At 46.3% G+C, this 14,467-nt stretch carries 12 protein-coding genes; 4 read left to right on the forward strand and 8 right to left on the reverse strand.

Annotated elements, in window-relative coordinates:
• Positions 1-57 precede the first annotated feature (57 nt).
• A complete protein-coding gene (gene miaB, locus FHW36_RS11920) occupies positions 58-1,470 on the reverse strand; it encodes a tRNA (N6-isopentenyl adenosine(37)-C2)-methylthiotransferase MiaB (protein ID WP_145668132.1) in 1,413 nt (470 codons plus the stop codon).
• A 149-nt stretch (positions 1,471-1,619) separates the two neighbouring features.
• Between miaB and FHW36_RS31050 the strand changes: the two genes are divergently transcribed.
• Together FHW36_RS31050 and FHW36_RS11930 are read left to right on the forward strand one after the other, a co-directional pair.
• Positions 1,620-1,811, forward strand: a complete 192-nt coding sequence (locus tag FHW36_RS31050; protein WP_145668135.1) for a type II toxin-antitoxin system HicA family toxin — start codon at positions 1,620-1,622, stop codon at positions 1,809-1,811.
• Between the two features lie 22 nt (positions 1,812-1,833).
• Positions 1,834-2,223 (forward strand): XRE family transcriptional regulator, encoded by a 390-nt coding sequence (locus FHW36_RS11930; RefSeq protein ID WP_145668138.1) that lies wholly within the window; start codon positions 1,834-1,836, stop codon positions 2,221-2,223.
• Positions 2,224-2,359: 136 nt separating this feature from the next.
• Here FHW36_RS11930 and FHW36_RS11935 read toward each other — a convergent pair whose 3' ends face one another.
• From FHW36_RS11935 to FHW36_RS11945, 3 genes are read right to left on the reverse strand one after another with little or no spacing between them, the layout of a single operon-like run.
• Positions 2,360-2,863, reverse strand: coding sequence for a hypothetical protein (locus tag FHW36_RS11935; protein WP_145668141.1), 504 nt, complete (start codon positions 2,861-2,863; stop codon positions 2,360-2,362).
• 23 nt (positions 2,864-2,886) lie between these two features.
• Positions 2,887-3,666: a (Fe-S)-binding protein gene (locus FHW36_RS11940; RefSeq protein ID WP_145668154.1), complete on the reverse strand. Its 780-nt coding sequence runs from the start codon at positions 3,664-3,666 to the stop codon at positions 2,887-2,889.
• Between the two features lie 20 nt (positions 3,667-3,686).
• Positions 3,687-5,003 (reverse strand): (Fe-S)-binding protein, encoded by a 1,317-nt coding sequence (locus FHW36_RS11945; protein WP_145668168.1) that lies wholly within the window; start codon positions 5,001-5,003, stop codon positions 3,687-3,689.
• Positions 5,004-5,130: 127 nt separating this feature from the next.
• Here FHW36_RS11945 and FHW36_RS11950 point away from each other — a divergent pair, with 127 nt between their 5' ends.
• Positions 5,131-5,628: a phosphoribosyltransferase family protein gene (locus FHW36_RS11950; RefSeq protein WP_145668171.1), complete on the forward strand. Its 498-nt coding sequence runs from the start codon at positions 5,131-5,133 to the stop codon at positions 5,626-5,628.
• Positions 5,629-5,634: 6 nt separating this feature from the next.
• Here the strand turns inward: FHW36_RS11950 and FHW36_RS11955 are convergent, their stop codons facing one another.
• Together FHW36_RS11955 and FHW36_RS11960 are read right to left on the reverse strand one after the other, a co-directional pair.
• Entirely contained in the window at positions 5,635-6,573 is a 939-nt protein-coding gene (locus FHW36_RS11955; protein WP_145668174.1) for a DUF2279 domain-containing protein, read from the reverse strand.
• Between the two features lie 101 nt (positions 6,574-6,674).
• The gene (locus FHW36_RS11960) at positions 6,675-8,399 is read right to left on the reverse strand and encodes a phospho-sugar mutase (protein ID WP_145668177.1); all 1,725 of its coding nucleotides are present in this window, start codon (positions 8,397-8,399) and stop codon (positions 6,675-6,677) included.
• Between the two features lie 123 nt (positions 8,400-8,522).
• Here FHW36_RS11960 and FHW36_RS11965 point away from each other — a divergent pair, with 123 nt between their 5' ends.
• Positions 8,523-9,176: a protein-L-isoaspartate(D-aspartate) O-methyltransferase gene (locus FHW36_RS11965; RefSeq protein ID WP_145668179.1), complete on the forward strand. Its 654-nt coding sequence runs from the start codon at positions 8,523-8,525 to the stop codon at positions 9,174-9,176.
• A 42-nt stretch (positions 9,177-9,218) separates the two neighbouring features.
• Here FHW36_RS11965 and FHW36_RS11970 read toward each other — a convergent pair whose 3' ends face one another.
• Positions 9,219-11,705 (reverse strand): outer membrane beta-barrel family protein, encoded by a 2,487-nt coding sequence (locus tag FHW36_RS11970; protein WP_145668182.1) that lies wholly within the window; start codon positions 11,703-11,705, stop codon positions 9,219-9,221.
• Positions 11,706-11,876: 171 nt separating this feature from the next.
• Complete coding sequence (locus FHW36_RS11975; protein WP_145668185.1) at positions 11,877-14,453, reverse strand: outer membrane beta-barrel family protein; 2,577 nt, start codon at positions 14,451-14,453, stop codon at positions 11,877-11,879.
• Between the last annotated feature and the right edge of the window lie 14 nt (positions 14,454-14,467).

Consider the following 14,467-nt stretch of genomic DNA (forward strand, 5'->3'; position numbering starts at 1 on the left):
GCGGTTGTTCATATGTTTGATGGTTAAATTTATAGCGGCATTGTTATCTGCCGGCAGCTATTGTACGGCTTTTCCTATCAGGGTACCAGAGGTACAGCTTTCAACCTTTACCATTACATAGTCGCCTTTTTTGAAGTTTTCTTTAGGGAAAACAATGACTTTGTTTTGGTCGTTGCGGCCAAAAAGCTGCTCGGCAGAGCGTTTGGACGTCCCTTCTACCAATACCTTGAAGGTCTTTCCTACTTCTCTTTCCATCCCTGCCTGTGAATGTTTGCGGTGTAATTCCACTACTTCGGCCAGCCTTCTTTTCTTTACTTCTTCCGGGATATCGTCGTCATAGCGGCGTTCCGCCAGGGTGCCCGGGCGTTCGGAATAGAAATACATATAGGCCAGGTCGTACTGGGCGTATTTCATGAGACTGAGGGTATCCTGGTGATCTTCTTCCGTTTCCGTGCAGAAGCCACAGATGATGTCGGTCGACAGGCCACAGTCAGGAAGCAATTCTTTGATACGGTCTACTTTCTTCATGTACCATTCCCTGGTATAAGTACGGTTCATGAGCTGCAGGATACGGGAGCTGCCGCTTTGTACCGGCAGGTGAATATAGTTGCAGATATTCTCATACCGCTGCATGATAAAGAGTACTTCGTCGGTAATATCTTTCGGATGGGAGGTGCTGAAGCGTACGCGGAGCAATGGATCAATCTGTGCTACTTTTTCCAGCAACATGGCGAAGGTGATGGTTTCGCTGCCATCGGCACTGGTCCAGTAGTAAGAGTCAACGTTTTGCCCGAGGAGTGTGACTTCCCGGTAACCGTTGTCGAACAGTTCGCGGGCTTCCCGTACGATGGAATAAGCATCGCGGCTACGTTCCCGGCCACGGGTGAACGGTACTACGCAGAAAGTACACATATTGTTACAACCTCTCATAATAGACACAAAGGAGGTAACCCCGTTGTTATCCAGTCTTACCGGGCTGATATCGCCGTAGGTTTCTTCACGGCTCAATAATACATTCACTGATTTTTGCCCGGTTTCCGCTTCTGCAATCAGGGCAGGGAGGCTGCGATAGGCATCCGGGCCCACTACCAGGTCAACCAGTTTCTCTTCTTCCAGGAGCTTTCCTTTGATGCGTTCGGCCATACAGCCTAAAACGCCCACCAGCATGCCAGGTGTTTCCCGTTTCAGTTTTTTGAATTCGGTGAGTCGTTTACGAACGGTTTGTTCCGCTTTTTCACGGATGGAACAGGTATTGAGGAGAATGAGACTTGCTTCTTCTGCGTTGCGGGTAGGGCCATAGCCCTCTTGCCCAAGTATGGAGGCAACAATTTCACTATCGTTGAAATTCATTGCACAGCCGTAGCTTTCAATGTAAAATTTTTTAGTATATGTTTGGGTGCCAGTCACGGCGGGAGCATAAGCTTCTCCCTGGCGACTTTCATCATGCACTTTAGTTTCCAGATCAAGCATCCTGACAAAAATTTTGGAAGGCAAAAATAAGTAATAAAAACAACAAAATGACAGAATGGCAGCAAGATTAAAAATGGGTGTATTATAATATACTTTTTTAATTGCTGAAAAGTATATTATAATATACCTTTGCATGATGAGTAAATGTCATGAAATGTTCTGAGTTAAAGCGGATATTAATGAGAGCGGGCTGGCAGATATTGAGAAGCGGTAAAGGAAGCCACTTAATTATGATACATCCAAGTAAACCCGGCATTGAAATAGTTTTCCCCGATCATGGAAGTGCTGAGATGGGTAGAGGATTAGAGATACGGATTTTAAAACAGGCAGGATTGAAATAATTAAATAAAATCACGACGAAATATGAAAAAACACTTATTTGTAGTTGAAAAAACAGCTACCGGATACTCCGCCTATGCTTCTGATTTTGAGTCTACCCCCGTTGGTACTACAGGCAAGCACATGAAAGAACTGAAACAACGTGTTTTAGAGGCTATGAATGAATACAGGGCTTACAAACATCAAAAACCAGTTACGGAGAAAGATGTAGTGGTAAGCCTCGATTTAAGGCAGTTTTTTGAATATTATAGCGAGATAAATGCAAAGGCCTTTGCACAGCGCATAGGAATGAATTATACTTTATTATCACAATACATTGCCGGCTCCAAAAAACCAAGTGAAAAACAAGTGCACAAAATTTTAGGAGGAGTACGGGAATTAGGAAAAGAACTGACCCAATTAGAAATTGCGTAGCATAAAAATGAGGGGTGTCAAAAGTAATTTTTCCCGATTTTATTCGAGTACCTGATGGAGAGAATTTTTGTTTATACAATTCTCAGAGCCATCTAATTACTTTTGATACGCCCTCATTTCAATATCTTATACCTGACTATGCTTTCGCTGCCAGTTTTTTCCCTACCCAGCTGTCTTTCAGCGGCAACAGCCACTGTGTATCCAGCTCTTGCTTAGTGAGTACGGTATTATTCAGGTAGAGTGTGTTTTCATCGATATAGCCTTTTTCCAGTGCGTAGGGCACCTGGGCCATCGGCAGGAGTTGTACCTTATCTTTTACGATAAAGCCCAGCAGCAGGCGATCAAACATATTTACCCCGTACTGCCTTTCTATGCTTTTAATGATTCTAACGGAACTATCTGTACTGCAACCACTTACCGTAGTCTGGGATTCATCTGCAATGAGAATAATCACGTGGTTCAGCACTACCTGTCCCCAGCCCTTTACGGGTGCGCCGTGAGCGTTCCATTGGGCAGTGAACTGGTGCAGCTGCTCATTTATCTCAAGTATCTCCTGTTCGTTGAATGGTCTGTTGCTCTGGTATATCCACACCCTGGAGGCCGGAGAGAAGTCTGCAGGGAAGATGTTGTTCATATTCATACCGCAAATTTACGCAAATGAATTTATTTCATGCTTTGCTCGATTAATTCTGCGATGTCGAGCACTTTTACGTTTTCTTCTTTACCGGCTTCCTTTATGCCATCAGTTAGCATGGTCATGCAGAAGGGGCAGTTAGCCGCAATCACGGAGGCGCCGGTAGCTACGGCTTCCTGTCCGCGTTCGAAGTTGATCCGGGTGGTCCCTTTCTCTTCTTCTTTGAACATCTGTGCGCCGCCGGCGCCGCAGCAAAGTCCTTTACTCCGGCAACGTTTCATTTCTATCAGTTCGGCGTCGAGCGTTTCCAATACTTTACGGGGCGCTTCATATATATTATTGGCGCGCCCGAGATAACAGGAATCATGATAGGTGATTTTTTTCCCTTTAAAGGAGCCACCTTCCTGCATTTTAATCCGGCCTTCATCGATGAGTGATTGCAGGAAGCTGGTATGATGTATTACTTCGTAGTTGCCGCCCAGCGCGGGATATTCATTCTTCAGTGTATTAAAACAATGTGGACAGGCAGTCACAATTTTTTTCACGCCATACATATTCAATAGCTGTATGTTGTTCTGTGCCATCATCTGGAAAATGAACTCATTGCCGGCTCTTCTTGCAGGATCTCCTGTACAGCTTTCTTCCTTACCCAGTATGGCAAAGGAAATTCCTACTTTATCCAATATAGTGGCAAATGCTTTTGTTATTTTTTGAGCACGCTGATCAAAACTGCCTGCACAACCCACCCAGAAAAGGACCTCAGGGGTTTCTCCGTTCGCGGCATATTCTGCCATTGTTTTTATATGCATTCGTATCTTTTTTAAATTGGTTATTCTGTAGCCCATTTATCCCGGTCGTCCATACTGAATTTCCAGGGAGCCATATTATTTTCAATATTGCTGAACATCCCGGTCCATTCCGCCGGGGCGCTGGATTCCTCCATCACCAGGTGGCGGCGCAGTTGCAGGATAATATCCAGTGGGTTGATGCTTACGGGGCATTCCTGTACACAGGCATTGCAGGTGGTGCAAGCGCGCAGTTCTTCTTCGGTGATATAGTTGCGCAACAGTGTTTTGTTGTCGTCTGTAAATGTGCCGTTATTGGCTTTGATGTTGCGGCCTACTTCCTCCAGGCGGTCGCGGGTATCCATCATAATTTTACGGGGCGACAACAGCTTACCGGTGATATTGGCCGGGCAGGCGGCGGTACAGCGTCCACACTCCGTACAGCTGTAGGCATCCAATAAGTTTTTCCAGGTAAGATCTGTTACATCTTTGGCGCCGAATTTAGGCATAGTATCCGAAGCCGGTGCATTGGCAGCCAGTTCAGGTTGCAGCATCAGCTGTACTTCGTGTTGTACGGCAGGCATATTTTCCATTTCGCCTTTAGGTTCCAGGCTGGCATAGTAGGCATTGGGAAAGGCCAGGATAATATGCAGGTGCTTGGAGTAGGGGAGATAGTTCAGGAAAGCCAGTACCCCGGCAATGTGCAGCCACCAGCAGCTCCGCTCTATTATTTCGATGGTGCCATCAGACATGCCCGCAAATGCAGGCGTAAGCATACCAGAAATCCAGAAGTTGCCGGTAGGGATATAATGCGCGGCGCCCCTGGCTTGTAAGGCCTGGTCAGCGGTATTCATGGTCAGGAAGAGCAGCATCAGCACTATTTCAGTAATCAGGATGTAGTTGGCATCGGAACGTGGCCACCCATCGAGATCTTTGCTGATAAAGCGTTTCAGCTTTAAAATATTCCTGCGTACCAGGAATATGGCGCAGCCGGTAATAACCAGTACTGCCAGTATCTCAAATAAACCGATTAAAACAGGATACAAACCTCCCAGTACGGGAACGAATAAACGATGTTGCCCAAGGATACCATCCAGGATAATTTCCAGTATTTCAATATTAATAATCAGGAAGCCGGCATACACAAAAAAGTGGAGTACAGCTACCAGTGGGTTGCGGAACATCTTTTGCTGGCCAAATGCCAGCAGGAGTAAATTTTTCCAACGCAGGTCGGGATGATCGTTCAGGTCTTTATCCCGTCCAAGCAAGATGTTTTTCCTTATCTGGCCGGCCTTTCGGGAGAAAAGGTATACGGCTGTCCCAAACAGGATGACAAATAATAATTCTTGTACAATTCGCATTATCTCAGATTTGACTCCCTAATTTATGTCTTTTTTAGGTGCCGGCCATTCGACTGCTATATTTATGTAGTATTGATTTTTTAAGAGATAACAGCAGCCTAATGGCTAATTGCTTATTTTTGCCGGTATGGAAAGCAGGAACATCATTCTAACACAGGATATCATTCAAAAGAAAATTGAACGCATCGCCTATGAAATTTATGAACTCAATAGCGATGGCGGTGAAATCATTCTGGCTGGTATCTGGGACCGGGGCGTGATTGTAGCGCACAAGATTGCCGCTATACTGGAGCAGATTTCTCCCCTGAAAACCCATATCATCGAGTTACGCCTCGATAAACAAAGCCCGGGAGATGTAGTGGTATCTGAAGATCTCGATTTCAACGACAAAGTAATTGTAGTGGTGGATGATGTGGCTAATTCTGGTCGTACGATGCTGTATGCCCTGAAACCTTTCCTGAAATACCTGCCTAAAAAAATCCAGACCGCTGTGCTGGTTGACCGCAAGCATAAGTCCTTCCCGTTATCCGTCGACTTCGTAGGCTATTCACTGGCTACCACGCTGCAAGACATGGTACTGGTAGAAATGAACGGAGAAGAAATTGTATCTGCTTATTTTGAATAACGCTGACTAGAAGTACAAAGCGTGTAATTTCACCTGGCCTGATGAGTTCAACTCCAGGGTGGGCGCGGGAAATTTAATCATGTTCAGTACCTGGAACAGTACTTTTATGCCTTTTTTACGGGTATAAATTTTAGTAAAGTCCACATCCGGAGATAAATAAAACTGCCTTATCCGTTTCAGGTGACTATAGTCCTGGTCCACGCCATGTTGATCTGTCCAGGTATTATCCCTGCCGCCCAGCATGTTATCCGCGCCATATCCTACGGCTATATTCAACCATTTTGGAAAGCGGCTCTCCTTGTGGAAAGAGTAAACATTGACTGACAGCCAATAGGTTTGTCCGTTATAGTTTTTCAGGGTTCTTTCCCAGAAACTTTCTCCAAACAACTGGTCGGTCTTGGCCCGTAATGTAGGATCATTGTATAGGTCGGGGTGCGACGAAAACTTAAGCTGGATGCGTTGTTCATTCCATAATAATTCCTGGCTGACAAGTATGCCGGAGCCTATGGCGTTGGCGCCCATATCACCCCAGGAAAATCCCCACTCTGATGAGAACCCGTCCAGTACTTCCACAACCGACTGAAAGGCGAAGCCGGTCAGTCCCCCGATCCAGATTTGTTTTTTCCTGGGAAGGCCCGACCATCGCCACATTTCGCGACTGTATTTACCAATAAAATAAGCACTGAAGATATGCCCGGCTTTATCCATCTGGTTCCATTCGCCCACATCATTGAAAAAATGGAATCCGGACCTGGGATAGCCTTTATACCAGGCGGTATTCAGGGCGGCCAGGCTGACGCCATATAATGCTGCAGTAGTACCGGTGAGTATCCATACGTGTGAAGGGGTGGTAGTATCGGGAATAGAAAAGAAAGACACTTTTTTTTGTGCTTCGCCACATAGAAAATGCAGCAGCAGGATCAGCATCAGTAGTTTTTTTTTCATGCGGGTATATCAACAATAAACCCGGGAATGCAGAAAAGGATGTTTGTTTGAGGCGTCCTTTCAACATTCCCGGTGGCTTCCTCTTTAGAGGATAAGGGGTATTATTTCAGCTTCAGATCCTGGATAATACCATTTATTTTCTGGTCCAGTTCAGCGGTTACTTTATCATAATCTGCTGCGTTGGCCAGCGGCGCATTTACACTGAAGTAGAATTTAATTTTAGGTTCCGTACCGGATGGGCGGGCAGATATTTTGCTGCCATCGGCCAGTAAAAACTGGAGTACATTGGATTTTGGGAGGTCGAGTGCTTTTGTTTCCCCGGTTTTAATATCGCGGATCTGTTGCAGTTGGTAATCGTAGAGCGTCACTACCGGAGAGCCGTTGATGGCTGCCGGCGGGTTTTCGCGGTATCCCCGCATCATGTCTGCAATTTCTTCGGCGCCTCTCATGCCTTTCTTGGTGATGGAAATCAGCGATTCTTTGTAGTAGCCGTAGCGAACGTAGATGTCGATCAGTTCTTCAAACAGGGATTTACCCTTGCTGCGTGCATAAGCAGCCATTTCGCAGATCATGGCCACGGAAGAAATTGCGTCTTTGTCACGGATATTGTTGCCTATCATGTAACCATAAGATTCTTCTCCTCCGCAGATAAAGTTTTCCTGTGGTTCTTTCCGGCGGATCAGGTCAGCAATCCATTTAAAGCCGGTTAGTACATTATAGCAGTTAATATTGTTTTTAGCAGCAAATACATCAATCAGATCCGAGGTTACCACAGTTTTGGCAATGAAATCATTGGGTTTGGCCAATCCTTTGTTTTTGCGGCCTTCCACGATATAGTTGAAAAGCAGCACACCGGTTTGGTTCCCGTTGAGCAGTATCCACTCGCCTTTCAGGTCTTTTACGGCAATGCCTACACGATCGGCATCAGGGTCGGTACCCAGGAGGATATCGGCATCAAGCGCTTTGGCTTTTTTCAGCCCCAGGTTCATTGCTTCGGATTCTTCCGGGTTAGGGAATACGACCGTTGGGAAGTTACCATCGGGTGTAGCCTGTTCTTCTACAATAGTAACGTTGGTAAAGCCATAACCAGCCAGTACGGCGGGTACCTGGGTAATACCTGTACCATGGATAGGGGTGTATACTATTTTAAGGTCGTGTTGTTGTTTGTTGATGTCTGGGTTGATCGACAGGCTGATAAGCTCCTGCTGGTAAGCTTTGTCTATTTCAGCGCCAATCAGGGTAATATTCTCTTCGCCACCGGTCCATTTCACGTCGGCAGGCGATGCTATATTTTCCACTTCGCGGATCACATTACCGTCGTGGGGAGGTACCAGTTGTGCGCCGTCATTCCAGTAGGCCTTGTATCCGTTGTATTCCTTGGGGTTATGGGAGGCGGTCAGTACCACGCCCGCCTGGCAGTGCAGGTGGCGGATGGTGAAAGACAGCTCCGGTGTAGGGCGCAGGCTTTCGAAGAGAAATACCTTAATACCGTTTGCAGCGAACACATTTGCCACCGTTTCAGCAAAAAAGCGGGCATTATTGCGGCTGTCGTGGGCAATAGCTACTTTAATATCGCCGGTAAATGTTTTTTTAAGGTAGTTGGAGAAGCCCTGGGTAGCCATTCCAATGGTATATTTATTCATCCGGTTGGTGCCCACACCCATGATACCACGAAGTCCGCCGGTCCCAAATTCGAGGTTACGGTAAAAGGCATCAGTGAGTTCGTCGGAGTTACCTTCCTGCATCTTCTTAATGGTGGCCACGGTTTCGGCGTCGAAATTACCGTCGAGCCATTGTGATACTTTGTTTTGAATACTTATATCCATGGTATTTTTTTTGAGCCGTAAATGCTAAAACGAAGTGTAAAGTAAAAATAAAAAAATGAATGTGGGAAATTACAGATTTCAAAAAAGCATTGAATATTGTGGGTAATGGTTAATTTTGCGGCCATGAGGCGGTATGAAGATACTTATAAGCAAAAGGGCTTGCGTAAACAACTAGTGGATAGTATCCGTCAGAAAGGTATTACCGATGAAAGCGTACTGGCGGCTATTGGCGCCATTCCGAGGCATTTTTTCCTGGATACGGCTTTTGAGAGCATTGCATACGATGACCGGGCTTTTCCGATCGGGGAGGGGCAAACCATCTCCCAACCGTATACAGTGGCTTATCAAACCCAGCTGCTGGAGGTAAAACCCTATGAAAAAGTGCTGGAAATCGGTACCGGCAGCGCCTACCAGGCCTGTGTGCTGGCGGAGCTGAAGGCTAATGTTTTTACTATTGAGCGGCAGCGCAGGCTGTTCGACCAGGTAAAGGCATTCCCTTTTAAAGCCCAGTATCCCAATCTCCGGTTTTTCTACGGAGATGGCTATGAAGGCTTATCTACCTATGCTCCTTTCGATAAAGTACTGGTGACTGCGGCGGCGCCGCATATCCCTGAGAAACTGCTGCAACAGCTAAAGCCCGGGGGAAAGATGGTTATCCCGGTGGGGGGGCATGAAATACAGCGCATGTTGCGCATTACCAAAATCAGCGATACTGAAAACGAACAGGAACTGTTCGATAACTTCTCTTTCGTGCCTATGCTGGCAGGAAAGAAATAATACTAAAAAGCAAAAGGGGGTGTGTACCATCCCCTTTTGCTTTTATAACCTACCAGTACCTTCTTTAGGTTTCTCTTCTTCTTTCTTGTCTTCCTCTTTCTTATCATCCTCGTCCTGCGGCTTCTTTTTCTTGAACAGGTTGGGATCCATTTTGCCGAAGCGATAGCGCACATTCAGGCGGATAAAGCGGGTAGCCCTTTTGCGGTCGTAGTCCTGTATAAAGGTGGCGGTCTGGTAATGCGAATTGAATTGCTGGGTGTTCAGGATGTCTGAAATATTAAGCGCCACCACCAGGGCCCTGGTTTTCAGAAACTCTTTGCGAACGCCGAAGTCCATACCATTCATGGCTTTAAATGTACCCTGGGGCTGGATGCGGGGGGAGCGGAAATGGCCGCTCAGTTCCACACTCACCCTGCCGGGTAAACGAAACTGGGTGTTGCCATTGAGCCCATAGCTGAAATTTTCATTGTTGATGGTAACGCTGGTAAGTTTGTTATATTCCACATTGAGGTTGGCCCATACTTTCCACCATTTGGAAAGATTGAGGCTATAGGAAACGTTGCCGCCAATGTTTTGCTGCGTAGCCAGGTTCATGGGCCGGGTGGTGGTTATCCCCGAGATGGTGTCCAGGGTGCTGATCCGGTCTATATTATCGTTGGTTTGAGCATAGTAGCTGCTGATGCTCATGTAATTGTTGGTTTTAGGATAATACTCGGAATAACTGACCTCGAATTTATGCGATAAAGCTGGCTGCAGTTCCGGGTTACCCGTACGGATATTTTGCGGATCAGAGTTGTTGACGTACGGTAACAACTGATCAAAGTTGGGCCGGTCTATACGGGTAGAGTAGTTGAATACCAGGCTCTGGTTCTGGTTTTTAGGCAGATTATACTTCAGGAACACACTGGGAAACAGGTTGAAGAAACGATTATTCACTGTAGTATCCCGGGTAACAGAATATCCTTTGAGATGGGATTGCTCGGCGCGTACACCCACCTGGTAGCCGAGATTGCCGATAGCATTGGCAAAGTTGAAGTACCCGGCAAAGATATCTTCTTCATAATTATACTGGTTGGATAACACCGGACTCACCTTGTAATCGGGTATACTCCAATCATACAGGGAGGCAATATAATTGTTATCGATATGCCGCATCGTGCTTTTTACGCCTGCTTCCAGCTTTCCCTTTGCACCTATGGGAGAGGTGTAATCGGATTGCAGGTTCCAGAAACTGTTTTTGTTGCGGGAGGTGTTGTATTGTTTATCTGCGTTGGGCAAGGTATCTATGCCGGTAATATGGTACTGCGTATAATAGTTGCTGCTGCTGTTGCTGCTATTACCGCTGTAGCTGACATAGGCCGTGAGTTCCTGGTTGGGCTTATCGAAAGTATGTTTATAGTTGAGATTGGTGTTGTTGTTACCGTTGTTGCTGCGGCTGATATTATTCCGGTCTCCATAACGAAGAGTAGCCTTTTTATCATCCAGGTAGTTCAGGAGGATATTGTCTTCATTCTGGTTATTATTACGGTTAATACCTTGTGAGATGGTAAAGGTATTATGGTCGTCGAGGAAATAATCGAAGCCAAAGCGTCCTCCATTGTTGCTGTTGGTATTTTCATTCCGGCTCGATTGGGAGAAGAAGCTGGTATGGCTGCTGTCGGCTACCAGGTTTTGGCGATAGCTGTAGCCGCTGCCGTTTACCTGTTCATAGCGACCGTTGTAGTTGCCGAAGAAGTTAAAACGTTTTAAACGCAGGCTGGCATTGAGGCTGCCGCTTCCTTCGCCGCGGGTGGCGCCGCCGGCGTTGATCATTACATTGTAGCCAATCGCCTTATCTTTTTTTAGTACGATGTTGATAATACCGCCACTGCCATTGGCTTCAAACTTAGCGGAAGGATTGTTGATCACTTCCACCCGGTCGATGCTTTCGGCGGGAATCATTTGCAGTGCTGTTTTAGCATCGCCGAAGGGAGACGGTTTTCCATCTACATAGATGGTGACGCTTTTCCCTCGTAAAGTGATGTTATCGTCTATATCCACATCTACGCTGGGAATGTTTTTCAATATGTCAGTACCGGTTCCTCCTTCCGCATTGATCATGTTACCGGCATCAAATACCTGGCGGTCTATCTGCATGGAGAAGGCAGGTTTTTCTGCTTTTATTTCCACGGCGTTCAGCACTTTTCCGGCGGGTTGCAATCTTAAGGTGCCGGCGAAGGTATTTTTTCCGTCGGTGACCCTTACGGCTTTTTCGAGCTTTTCATATCCCATGAAGGTGATGCGTAACACATATATGCCCGGGGCGATATTATTCAGGGAGAAGTTGCCGGCTGGGTTCGTATAAGCGCCGGTAACCATTGCCGAATCGGCTTGTTTAAGTAATACTACTGATGCATATTCAACGGGTTTACCGGTAGCGATGTCTGCTATTTTTCCGGTAACTTTTAACGGGGCCGGTGTTGTCGTTTGGCCGTTCACGTTATACGACGCCACGAACAACACGGCGATGAGAAAGAGATAATTTCGCATGCGTGGATTTAGCAACTTTAATTCTTTGATACAACAACCCCATAAAAGTAATAGGCGTATGGTTAAACATCGACGAAATATGATGAGTGGTAGCTAAAAAAACATGGCCGGCAGCCGCGCTGTTGCGTGGCTAACCGGCCTGTGGTTTGCATTCACCTTCTTAGATATCTTTTAGAAACTCTGCATAGGATCGCCCATCTGCATATCGTTTCCATTTCCCTGATCTTTCTTTTTCTTTTTAAAGAGCGACGCATCAAATTTTCCGAAGCGGTAGCTGAAGTTGAGCTTCAGTATACGGGATTCGCGCTTGCGGATATAATCCTGCGCAAACTCAGGAGTGGCCTGATTTAGCTCGTATTGTCGGGTATTGAAGATATCCGACAGGCTAAGCGTAACAGCTGCTGCTTTGTTTTTGAGGAATTCTTTCTTCACCGCAATATCTACTGTACTGAAGCCTTTGATGGTGCCCTGTGCGGTGGTGGGAATCTGGTTGAAGCCACCGCCGCCGCCGCCACGGCCTCCTCCGCCACCACCACCGGATGCCGGTAATGCAATGGTAGGCGCCTGGTAGGTGGCATTTACCTGTACGGTGAAATTGGCAGGTAACTTTGTTTCTGAATTTATCTTGGCAAACCAGCTAAAGCCGTTGTTGTTATAGTTTTGACCATTGGCGTTTACCTTCATATCTGTTTGATAAAGGTTCACATTGCTGGTAAGATCCCATCCTTTTACTACCTGGTTTTTCAGCGTGAGTTCTGCACCATAGGAATTACTCCTGTTGGCGTTGATAAACTGGGTGAGCAGTGTATCTGCACCAATAGGTGTACTGATGGTGGAAATCATGTTATTGGTATTCCTGAAATATACGCTTCCGAGGAAATTGCTGTTAGCCCAATTCTTAACATAAGAAAACTCAAAGCTGTTGGTGTATTCCGGCTTCAGGTTCGGATTTCCTTCGCGTTGGTTCTGCGGATCGCTGTAGTCGCGATAAGGAATCAACTGAAAGAAGTTCGGTCTGTTTACTCTGCGGGAGTAGTTGAGTTGCAGTTCCTGGTCATGTTTCAATTTCTCCGACAGGAATAAGCTCGGATACAGTCCCGGTACGGCTTTGGTTGGTTTGTATTTGGTGCCTTCATTTTCGCCGGCGTATACATATTGTTCTACCCGTAAGCCTGCCTGATAGCCGAAGTTACCAATCGTATTGGCAAAGTTGGCGTAGCCGGCATATATTTCTTCGTTGTATTTGTAGTTGTTGGACAACAGTGGGTTCGAAATAAAATTGCCACTGATAGTATCCTTGTCAAACACGTTATACATACTGGTATAGTCACGCACGGTGGCTTTGGCGCCCAGTTCCAGTTTCCCGTTTTTCCCGATTGGATTAGTATAATCGGTCTGGAAAGTCATGAAAGTTGTTTTACCGGAAGTGGTATTATTTTGCAGCATGGCTTGCCCCAATGGCTGCCCCATGGGGTTCTGCGCCTGGGTGAGGTAGTCGCCATTGCGACTATTGGAGCTCCGGTTGTAGTTGATATCGGCTGTCCACTCCTTATTGGGTTTAGCATACGTATGTTTGAAACTCAATGCGGTGGTATAGTTCCGGAAGTTGAAGTTGTTATTGTTGAGCCGGTCGCTTTTGCTGGTGATCGTATGATTGCGGTCAGAGAAAGTACTGACGAGGTCTTCCTGGTTTTTAAAATCCCCTGCTACGATGTTTTGAGAAACGGAAATGGTATTCCGGTTATCGAGCATATAGTCGAGTCCGAAGCGCCCAAACTGGAACAACGGTTTGGTAGTGCTGTTGCTGTTTTGGAGCAGATAGCTGGTATCTTTAGCAACGGCACTGTGGTAGTTGCTGCGATTGGTAGTACCATCGGCCCAGTTGTGATTGGAGTTGATGTTGTAGTTGGCAAATACATTGAATTTACCCTGGCGAATGTTGATATTGCCGCCACCATTGAATTTGTTTCCTGTGCCTACGCCTGCGTTTACCGAACCGTTGAATCCAGCTTTTCGGTTTTTCTTCAGGACGATATTTAGTATTCCTGACATTCCTTCTGCGTCATATTTGGCGGAGGGATTGGTCACCAGCTCAATGCTTTCAATAGCATCGGCCGGTATTTGGTCCAGGGTGAGCGTAGAAGGTTTGCCATCTACAAAAATATTGGGAGAAGCATTACGTACGGTAACGTTACCATCGAGGTCAACGTTTACCGCCGGTACACTTTTTAATACGTCTTGTGCCGTACCGCCTACGCTGCTAAGGTTTCTGTCTACATTAAATACTTTTTTATCGATGCCCATGGTGAAAGCGCTTTTTTGGCCGGTTACTTCCACGCTTTGCAGGGTTTTTACATTGGGCTGCATTTTAAGATTGCCAAGGTCCTGTTCTATAGCCTGGCCAGTGATGACTACTTTTTTGATCACGCTGGTATAACCCATGAAGTTAACACGTAGTATCATGGGCCCAAAGGGTAGATTTTCGAGGCTGAAATCTCCGTTGGGTTTGGTGAGCATGCCTGTTACGAGGGCCGAATCTCTTTGTTTCAGTAACGTAACAGAAGCATATTCTATGGGTTTTCCTGTTTTAGCGTCCACCAGTTTGCCATAAAGGTGGCCTATCTGCGGCATGTTGGGGCGTCCCTGTTGAGCAGGTCCTTGCTGGGGATTCGTAGCTCTCGGCGTCTGTGCATGGGTATGGACTTGCCATAGTAATAGCCCGGCAAGTACTGCATAGCATTTTTTCATCCTGTTTATTTTTG

The organism is Chitinophaga polysaccharea (genome assembly GCF_007829335.1).
Lineage (GTDB): Bacteria > Bacteroidota > Bacteroidia > Chitinophagales > Chitinophagaceae > Chitinophaga > Chitinophaga polysaccharea_B.

What these genes read in the sequence shown, in the direction of transcription:
- miaB (WP_145668132.1), bottom strand. Translation starts at nt 1,470, where the DNA reads ATGCTTGATCTGGAAACTAAAGTGCATGATGAAAGTCGCCAGGGAGAA.
- FHW36_RS31050 (WP_145668135.1), top strand. Translation starts at nt 1,620, where the DNA reads ATGAAATGTTCTGAGTTAAAGCGGATATTAATGAGAGCGGGCTGGCAG.
- FHW36_RS11930 (WP_145668138.1), top strand. Translation starts at nt 1,834, where the DNA reads ATGAAAAAACACTTATTTGTAGTTGAAAAAACAGCTACCGGATACTCC.
- FHW36_RS11935 (WP_145668141.1), bottom strand. Translation starts at nt 2,863, where the DNA reads ATGAATATGAACAACATCTTCCCTGCAGACTTCTCTCCGGCCTCCAGG.
- FHW36_RS11940 (WP_145668154.1), bottom strand. Translation starts at nt 3,666, where the DNA reads ATGCATATAAAAACAATGGCAGAATATGCCGCGAACGGAGAAACCCCT.
- FHW36_RS11945 (WP_145668168.1), bottom strand. Translation starts at nt 5,003, where the DNA reads ATGCGAATTGTACAAGAATTATTATTTGTCATCCTGTTTGGGACAGCC.
- FHW36_RS11950 (WP_145668171.1), top strand. Translation starts at nt 5,131, where the DNA reads ATGGAAAGCAGGAACATCATTCTAACACAGGATATCATTCAAAAGAAA.
- FHW36_RS11955 (WP_145668174.1), bottom strand. Translation starts at nt 6,573, where the DNA reads ATGAAAAAAAAACTACTGATGCTGATCCTGCTGCTGCATTTTCTATGT.
- FHW36_RS11960 (WP_145668177.1), bottom strand. Translation starts at nt 8,399, where the DNA reads ATGGATATAAGTATTCAAAACAAAGTATCACAATGGCTCGACGGTAAT.
- FHW36_RS11965 (WP_145668179.1), top strand. Translation starts at nt 8,523, where the DNA reads ATGAGGCGGTATGAAGATACTTATAAGCAAAAGGGCTTGCGTAAACAA.
- FHW36_RS11970 (WP_145668182.1), bottom strand. Translation starts at nt 11,705, where the DNA reads ATGCGAAATTATCTCTTTCTCATCGCCGTGTTGTTCGTGGCGTCGTAT.
- FHW36_RS11975 (WP_145668185.1), bottom strand. Translation starts at nt 14,453, where the DNA reads ATGAAAAAATGCTATGCAGTACTTGCCGGGCTATTACTATGGCAAGTC.